The sequence below is a fragment of the Tateyamaria sp. genome (genome assembly GCF_059783535.1).
This window is the reverse complement of sequence record NZ_JBYNDP010000168.1, coordinates 1-6,467: the sequence shown is the minus strand read 5'-3', so window position 1 is coordinate 6,467 and position 6,467 is coordinate 1. Positions and strand designations below refer to the sequence as shown.

Sequence of the window (6,467 nt, the reverse complement as noted above, 5' to 3'; positions counted from 1 at the left end):
CGGGCCTGCATGCGGCCAACTTCAACGTTGTCGAAGGTCAGGTAGAAGGCGCGCGCGTCTTCGATCAGGCGGTCATAGGCAACGACGGGGATCTCTTCGTCGGCAGCGGCCTGAACGGCTGGGCCAATCGAGGACGCGTCCTGCGCCAGAATGATAAGCGCATTCGCACCTTGCGCGATCAGCGATTCAATGTCTGCCAGCTGCTTGGCGGAAGACGATTGCGCGTCAGCGGAAATGTAGTTTGCGCCAGCGGCGTCGAGTGCTGCCTTGATCGCGGCTTCGTCGGTTTTCCAGCGCTCTTCCTGGAAGTTCGACCAGCTCACGCCCACGGTCACTGCATGACCGTCAGCCAGAACCGGCGAAGTAAGCATTGTGGCAGCCGCCAGGGCGCCAAGTAGCGTGCGTCGTTTCATAGGTGTCCTCCCAAAGACATGCCCGTCCGTCACGATTTTGCGGCGGGTGACCCATTGTTAGCAACTTAAATTCGAAAAGCAAATTAAATTGGACAGCTTTCAAAAAAACCGGCATCATCGTTACCAAGGGTCGCAGGCACTGCCGCGCGACGGGAGGAAAAAAGAGAATAAAATCATGGTATTCGGCCATCAGAAGATCGAAAGCAGACGGCTGCTTTTGCGTGAGATCGCGCAGCGCGGACCCGTCCCACGGATCGATCTTGCGGAACATACCGGCATCAGCCGGGCCACTGTCACGTCCGTCACGGCCGACCTTTTGCGCGGCGGATTGATCGAGGAAGTGCCCCGCGAATCACGTTCCGACGAATCGGCACGTGGCCGCCCCCGGGTCGATCTGAAGATTGCTGGCGACGCCCATCTGATTGCCGGTCTCAAGGTGTCCGACAGGTCCATTTCGCTGGTTCTGATGCGGTTTGACGGCACCCATGTCACCGACCACGAATGCCCCATCCCGACGGGGCGTCTGACACCAGACGACCTGGCCACACACATTCGCGATGGGCTGGCTGCATTGGCTGACAAGGCGGGCCATGATCGCAGCGATATCTCGGGGGTGGGTGTCGGTCTGGCGGGTGTTATGGATGCGGATCACGGGCTGGTCTACTGGTCGCCATCGCTGGATCAACGCAACGTCCCCTTTGGTGACATATTGCGCGAAACGCTTGGTGTAGCTGTTTATCTCGACAACGATGCGAACCTCGTCGCCATGGCCGAACTGACTTTTGGACTGGGCAAATCCCACTCGGATTTCATCGTGATCACCATCGAAAGCGGTGTGGGTATGGGCATGGTTCTGGGCGGCCAGCTCTATCGCGGCACACGGGGCTGCGGGGCCGAATTCGGGCACACAAAGGTCCATCTGGACGGGGCGCTTTGCCGGTGTGGGCAGCGTGGCTGCCTTGAAGCCTACGTGGCGGATTATGCCCTTGTGCGCGAGGCCTCCAGCGTTGGCGGCATGAGCTTGACGACTCCAACCAGCCAGGCGGTCAGCACAGTGCTGAAAGCGGCCAAGGACGGTGACGCAACCGCACGCACGGTCGTCGAAAGGGCAGGCAAAATGTTTGCCATGGGCCTTGCAAACCTCGTGAACATCTTTGATCCCGAACTGGTGATCCTTGCTGGCGAACAAATGCAATTCGACCACCTCTATGCCGACACGGTGATCGAGGAAATGCGCAAGAGTATCGTCGAAATCGACAAACCCGCGCCCGAAGTCGTGGTCCATAAATGGGGCAACCTAATGTGGGCAAAGGGGGCCGCGGCCTATGCGCTTGAATTTGTTCAGGACACGGCTGTGGAGGCTTTGGAAGATGCGTGACGAAGCCAGATTTTTCAGAAAGTCTGATCATGGGCAGGGGCGCGCTGCTGCGCAACGCGGGGGGCTTGCCGCCCTCTTGCTCTGCGCATCACAACCCCTTGCGGCGGACGTGCGCTTTTCCCCAATCGACATTCCAAACCACGTCTACGATGGGGGATGGGAACATTTCGTCGGCGGTGGCCTGGCCGTTCTGGACTGCAATGGCGATGCACGGCCCGATCTGGTTGTGGCTGGCGGATCAAACCCGCCCTTTTTGCTCAAGAACGTATCTGGCGACAGGGTTGCCTTTGAGCCGGTACAAAACCCGGCACTCGATCTAACAGGCACAACCGGGGCCTATCCGCTGGACATCGACAATGACGGTCATCTTGATCTGGTGATGCTGCGTGTGGGCCCCGATACCATCTTGCGGGGGCGCGGCGATTGCAGCTTTGAACCGATGCCCTTTCGCTTCGATGATCACTGGAGCACGGCCTTTTCGGCCACATGGGAGGCGGGCCAAACCGCCCCGACACTCGCCTTTGGTCATTATGTGGACCGCAGCGATCCCGACGGGCCGTTCGAAGCCTGCGACACAAACCATCTGTGGCGCCCGGACGGAGCGACCTATGCCGTGACCGACCTGAGCCCGGGGTTTTGCGCACTCTCCATCCTTTTCACGGACTGGTCCCGCACGGGCCGCGCCGACCTGCGTGTGTCGAATGACCGCCACTACTACATTCGCGACGGCGAAGAACAGCTTTGGGCGATGGAAGAGGCCCCCCGGCTCTACACAGAAGAGGACGGCTGGGTGCGCCACATGCTGTGGGGCATGGGCATAGCCGCGCGCGATCTGGACCGCGATGGGCGGGACGAGGTGTATCTTTCCTCAATGGGCGACCAACGGCTGATGAAGCAGGTGGGTGACGGTCCGGGGTTTCAGGATGTACCTTTTGACATGGGCACCGCTGCTCACCGCCCTTACACGGGCGGTGACGGACGACCATCCACCGGATGGCACATCGCTTTTGGCGACGTGAACAACGACGGTTTTGATGATGCCTTCATTGCCAAGGGCAATGTGCAGCAAATGCCGGGCCTGGCGATGGACGATCCAAACAACCTGTTGATTGGTCAGGCAAATGGCAGCTTCGCCGAAGCCGGAGATACGGCCGGCGTGGCATCGATGCACCGGGGGCGCGGCGCAGCCCTTGTCGATTTCAACGGCGACGGCTTGCTCGACTTGGCCGTCGTCAACCGGCGTGCACCGCTTGAGGTCTGGCAGAACGTGAGCGAAGCAACGGGCAACTGGCTCTCGATATCCGTGACACAGGACGGGACAAACTCCCAAGCCGTCGGCGCGTGGATTGAGGTCGATGACGGCGCAACCGTTCAAGCACGCGAGATCACCGTCGGCGGTGGTCATGCGGGTGGTGTGGCGGGGCCGCAGCATTTCGGGTTGGGCGATGCTGATGCGGTGCGGCTGCGCGTGCGATGGCCGCATCAAGGTTGGAGCGATTGGCAGGACGTGCAGGCCAACGCCACGGTTGTGATCGCGCGGTGAGCCAGCGGGCCCTGCCCCTCGGCCTGCGGCCTCACCCCGTCGTATTTTCAGTCAGAAGAAGCCAGGACCGCGGTTACTGATCCACCGGCAGTCCACTCGGCACCGATGCAGGCACGCCAAGTGCGCCGCGGATGCTTTGTGGATCGGTGAGTGCGTTCAGGAACGCCAGGATGTCATCCACCTCGTCATCGCTGAGCGCGATTGGCGCGAGGTCATTGGCCGCTGCGATCCGGTCCACCTCGGCGGGGTCAGACAGCACGCGCATATCATCTGCGTCAAATCCCGGCATGATCGCTTGGGCAATGTCGTAGCCGCGCAAGCTGGTTACAGGATCAAGATGGTGGCGCACGACGGCTTCCAGCGAAGCGTAGGCCCCGCTGTGGCCGTACGGTGCCGTTTGCGCCACGTTACGCAGGGGCGGCGTACGGAAAGCATAGGCGTCTTCTGGATTGCCCGTCACCCGCATCCGGCCTGTATCCTGCGCGTGGCTTTCAAAGCGCGCCGCCTTGCCCGGCCCGATCTGCGGCATGGCGATAGCGTGGAAACCGTGGTCCGTCTGGAACCGCCCGGAATGGCAGGTCGAACATTGCGCCTTGCCATAGAACAGATTCATGCCACGCATCGCGGCAGGCACCATCTCGGTCCCGTTGCGCAGATAGAGATCAAACGGGCTGGCAACCCCACGCCATTCAAAATCAAGGAAGGCGGCAACTGCATCGGAAATGTCCGAGAAGTGGATGGCATCTTCCCCGATCACCTCGTCAAAGTGGGCACGGTATTCCGGGATGCCCTCCACCCGTTGCGACAGCAAATCCCATGCCCCATCAGGCCCGGTGATCAACCCTTGGCGCACGGCCTGAGAAATCTCGTTTTCACTGTAATGCCCCGCCATCTCATCCGCCGACAGCACCGGAAACATGGACTGCGCGGACAGGGCCGAGGCAAATCCCATTTCCATCTCCGATCCCAACGGCGTTCGGATGCCCGAGGGCCGACTGGCATCCTCCTCCAACCGCCCATCATGGAAGAACACAGTGAATTCTGTGGCCCCAAGATTGAACAAAGGCGGCGCATTCCGTGGAATGCGCTGTTCGGGCAAGTTCTCCGGGTCAGCCACCCGGTTCGGTCCAAGCCCATTGGCCCCGTCCCCCAGACCCAGCGACACACCGTCGCCCGTGGCAAACTTCGGATGGTGACAGGTGGCACAACTCACCGTCTTCGACCCGGACAGCATGGGATCGTAGAACAGCAAACGCCCCAGCTCGACCTGCGCCGCGTCCACTTCAGGAAACACCGGTTCTTCAAACGGCAAATCGGCGGCCCACAGTGGGGCCGCCATCACCGCGAAAGCAAGCGCCTTAGACGAAACGCGAAACATAGTTCTCCAGAATCTCCTGCCGGCCCGAATGCGGCTGCGGTTCGATCCCCTCGGCAATCACACGGTCCGAAATCGACGCCAGATCACTGCCCAGCATCGCCTGTGCTTCGGCACTCTCCCACCCGGCATACCGGGCCTTCAACGCGTTTTCCAAACCACCATCCTCGATCATCGCAGCCGCAGCTTTCAAGCCCCGGGCGCAAATGTCCATGGCGCCGACATGGGCCGCAATCAAATCCTCGGCATCCAGCGACTGACGGCGCAGCTTGGCATCAAAGTTCGTGCCGCCCAACCCAAGGCCACCCGCCTTGAGGATATGGTAATACACCAACGCCACCTCGGGCACGTTGTTGGGGAACTGATCGGTGTCCCAGCCCGACTGATAGTCGTTGCGGTTCATGTCGATGGACCCCAGCATCCCGTCCGACGCGGCCACCGCAATCTCATGCTCGAACGAATGCCCGGCCAGAATAGCGTGCCCCTGCTCAAGGTTGAGCTTCACCTCATCCTCAAGCCCGTACTTGCGCAGGAACCCGATGCAGGTGGCAGCATCGAAATCATACTGATGCTTCGACGGCTCCTGTGGTTTCGGCTCAACCAGGATCTGACCCTTGAACCCGATCTTGTGCTTGTACTCGACGACCATCGACAGAAAGCGGCCCATATGGTCCAGCTCCTGCCCCATATCGGTGTTCAGCAGGGTCTCGTAGCCCTCGCGACCACCCCACAGCACATAGTTCTGGCCACCCAGCTTCAGGGTCGAATCCATGCAGGATTTCACGGTGGCGGCTGCATAAGCAAACACATCCGGATCGGGGTTGGTGGATGCACCAGCCATCCAACGACGGTGCGAGAACATGTTGGCGGTGCCCCAAAGCAGGCCCACGCCCGCCTCTTCCATCTTGGGACCGAAGTAATCGGTGATCTCATTCAACCGGTCGAGGCTTTCGGAGAATGTCGCCCCTTCGGGCCGCACATCCGCATCATGCCAGCAGAAATAGGGCACACCGAGGCGCGCAAACATCTCGAACGCCACATCGGCCTTCATCTTGGCGCGGCCCATATCGTCCTGCGGATGCCAGGGGCGAATAAAGGTCTGACCACCAAAGGGATCACCGCCTTCCCACGCAAAGGAATGCCAATAGGCGACGGCAAAGCGCAGGTGGTCCTCCATCCGCTTGCCCATGACCATTTCGTCCGGGTTGTAATGGCGGAAGGCCATCGGGTTGGTGCTGTCCGGGCCTTCGAATGTGGCGTGTGGGACGGCGTCAAAGAATCCAGTGGTCATGGCATGGCTTTCAGTTTGGGGTAAGCGCCTGAAAAGGCAGAATAAGCATCATCATAGGCCGCAACGAGGTCGGCCTGCGGGTGGATCACATCGGCAATCGGCGGCTTGGTCATCACGGTTGCCGGGTCAGCGCCGGTGTTACCGCACATGGCAATCCGTGCAGCACCCAGGGCCGCACCAAACGCGCCCTCATCGGGGCGCTCCAGCGGTATGTTCAGGGTCGTGGCCAGCATCCGCGTCCAATAGTCAGACCGGCTGCCGCCTCCGATGGCGAGGGCAGAGGGCAGTTGCGCCCCGGTTGCCTTCAGCGCCTCAAAGCTATCGCGCAGGGCAAAGCTGACGCCGCTCATCACGGCGTGGGTCAAATCCTCGGGCCCAGACGCGATGTCGAGGCCGGTGAACCCACCGCGCACCTGCGCGTCGTTGTGCGGCGTCCGTTCGCCCGACAGGTAGGGATAGAATTTCAC

6 protein-coding genes are annotated in these 6,467 nt (G+C 60.9%); 2 read left to right on the top strand and 4 right to left on the bottom strand.

Annotated elements, in window-relative coordinates; genetic code table 11:
* Positions 1-413, bottom strand: a 413-nt coding sequence (locus AC6RA8_RS20125; RefSeq protein ID WP_500355264.1) for a substrate-binding domain-containing protein, incomplete at its 3' end; no start/stop codon positions are given.
* Positions 414-588: 175 nt separating this feature from the next.
* Here AC6RA8_RS20125 and AC6RA8_RS20120 point away from each other — a divergent pair.
* Positions 589-1,791 carry an ROK family transcriptional regulator gene (locus tag AC6RA8_RS20120; protein WP_500355262.1) on the top strand — a complete coding sequence of 401 codons (1,203 nt, stop codon included), beginning with the start codon at positions 589-591 and terminating at the stop codon, positions 1,789-1,791.
* Positions 1,784-3,334, top strand: a complete 1,551-nt coding sequence (locus tag AC6RA8_RS20115) for a CRTAC1 family protein (protein WP_500355260.1) — start codon at positions 1,784-1,786, stop codon at positions 3,332-3,334. Before AC6RA8_RS20120 ends, AC6RA8_RS20115 begins: the two co-directional genes overlap by 8 nt.
* A gap of 73 nt (positions 3,335-3,407) precedes the next feature.
* Here AC6RA8_RS20115 and AC6RA8_RS20110 read toward each other — a convergent pair whose 3' ends face one another.
* The 3 genes from AC6RA8_RS20110 to AC6RA8_RS20100 all read right to left on the bottom strand — a co-directional run.
* Entirely contained in the window at positions 3,408-4,712 is a 1,305-nt protein-coding gene (locus AC6RA8_RS20110) for a cytochrome-c peroxidase (protein WP_500355258.1), read from the bottom strand.
* On the bottom strand, positions 4,693-6,000 hold the full coding sequence (gene xylA / locus AC6RA8_RS20105; protein ID WP_500355256.1) for a xylose isomerase: 1,308 nt from the start codon (positions 5,998-6,000) through the stop codon (positions 4,693-4,695). Before xylA ends, AC6RA8_RS20110 begins: the two co-directional genes overlap by 20 nt.
* On the bottom strand, positions 5,997-6,467 hold a 471-nt coding region (locus tag AC6RA8_RS20100), incomplete at its 5' end, for an FGGY-family carbohydrate kinase (RefSeq protein ID WP_500355254.1). The genes xylA and AC6RA8_RS20100, both read right to left, overlap by 4 nt.

Excerpts from the sequence above, each read along its gene's own strand:
- AC6RA8_RS20120 (WP_500355262.1), top strand. The coding sequence starts at position 589 with ATGGTATTCGGCCATCAGAAGATCGAAAGCAGACGGCTGCTTTTGCGT.
- xylA (WP_500355256.1), bottom strand. The coding sequence starts at position 6,000 with ATGACCACTGGATTCTTTGACGCCGTCCCACACGCCACATTCGAAGGC.
- AC6RA8_RS20115 (WP_500355260.1), top strand. The coding sequence starts at position 1,784 with ATGCGTGACGAAGCCAGATTTTTCAGAAAGTCTGATCATGGGCAGGGG.
- AC6RA8_RS20110 (WP_500355258.1), bottom strand. The coding sequence starts at position 4,712 with ATGTTTCGCGTTTCGTCTAAGGCGCTTGCTTTCGCGGTGATGGCGGCC.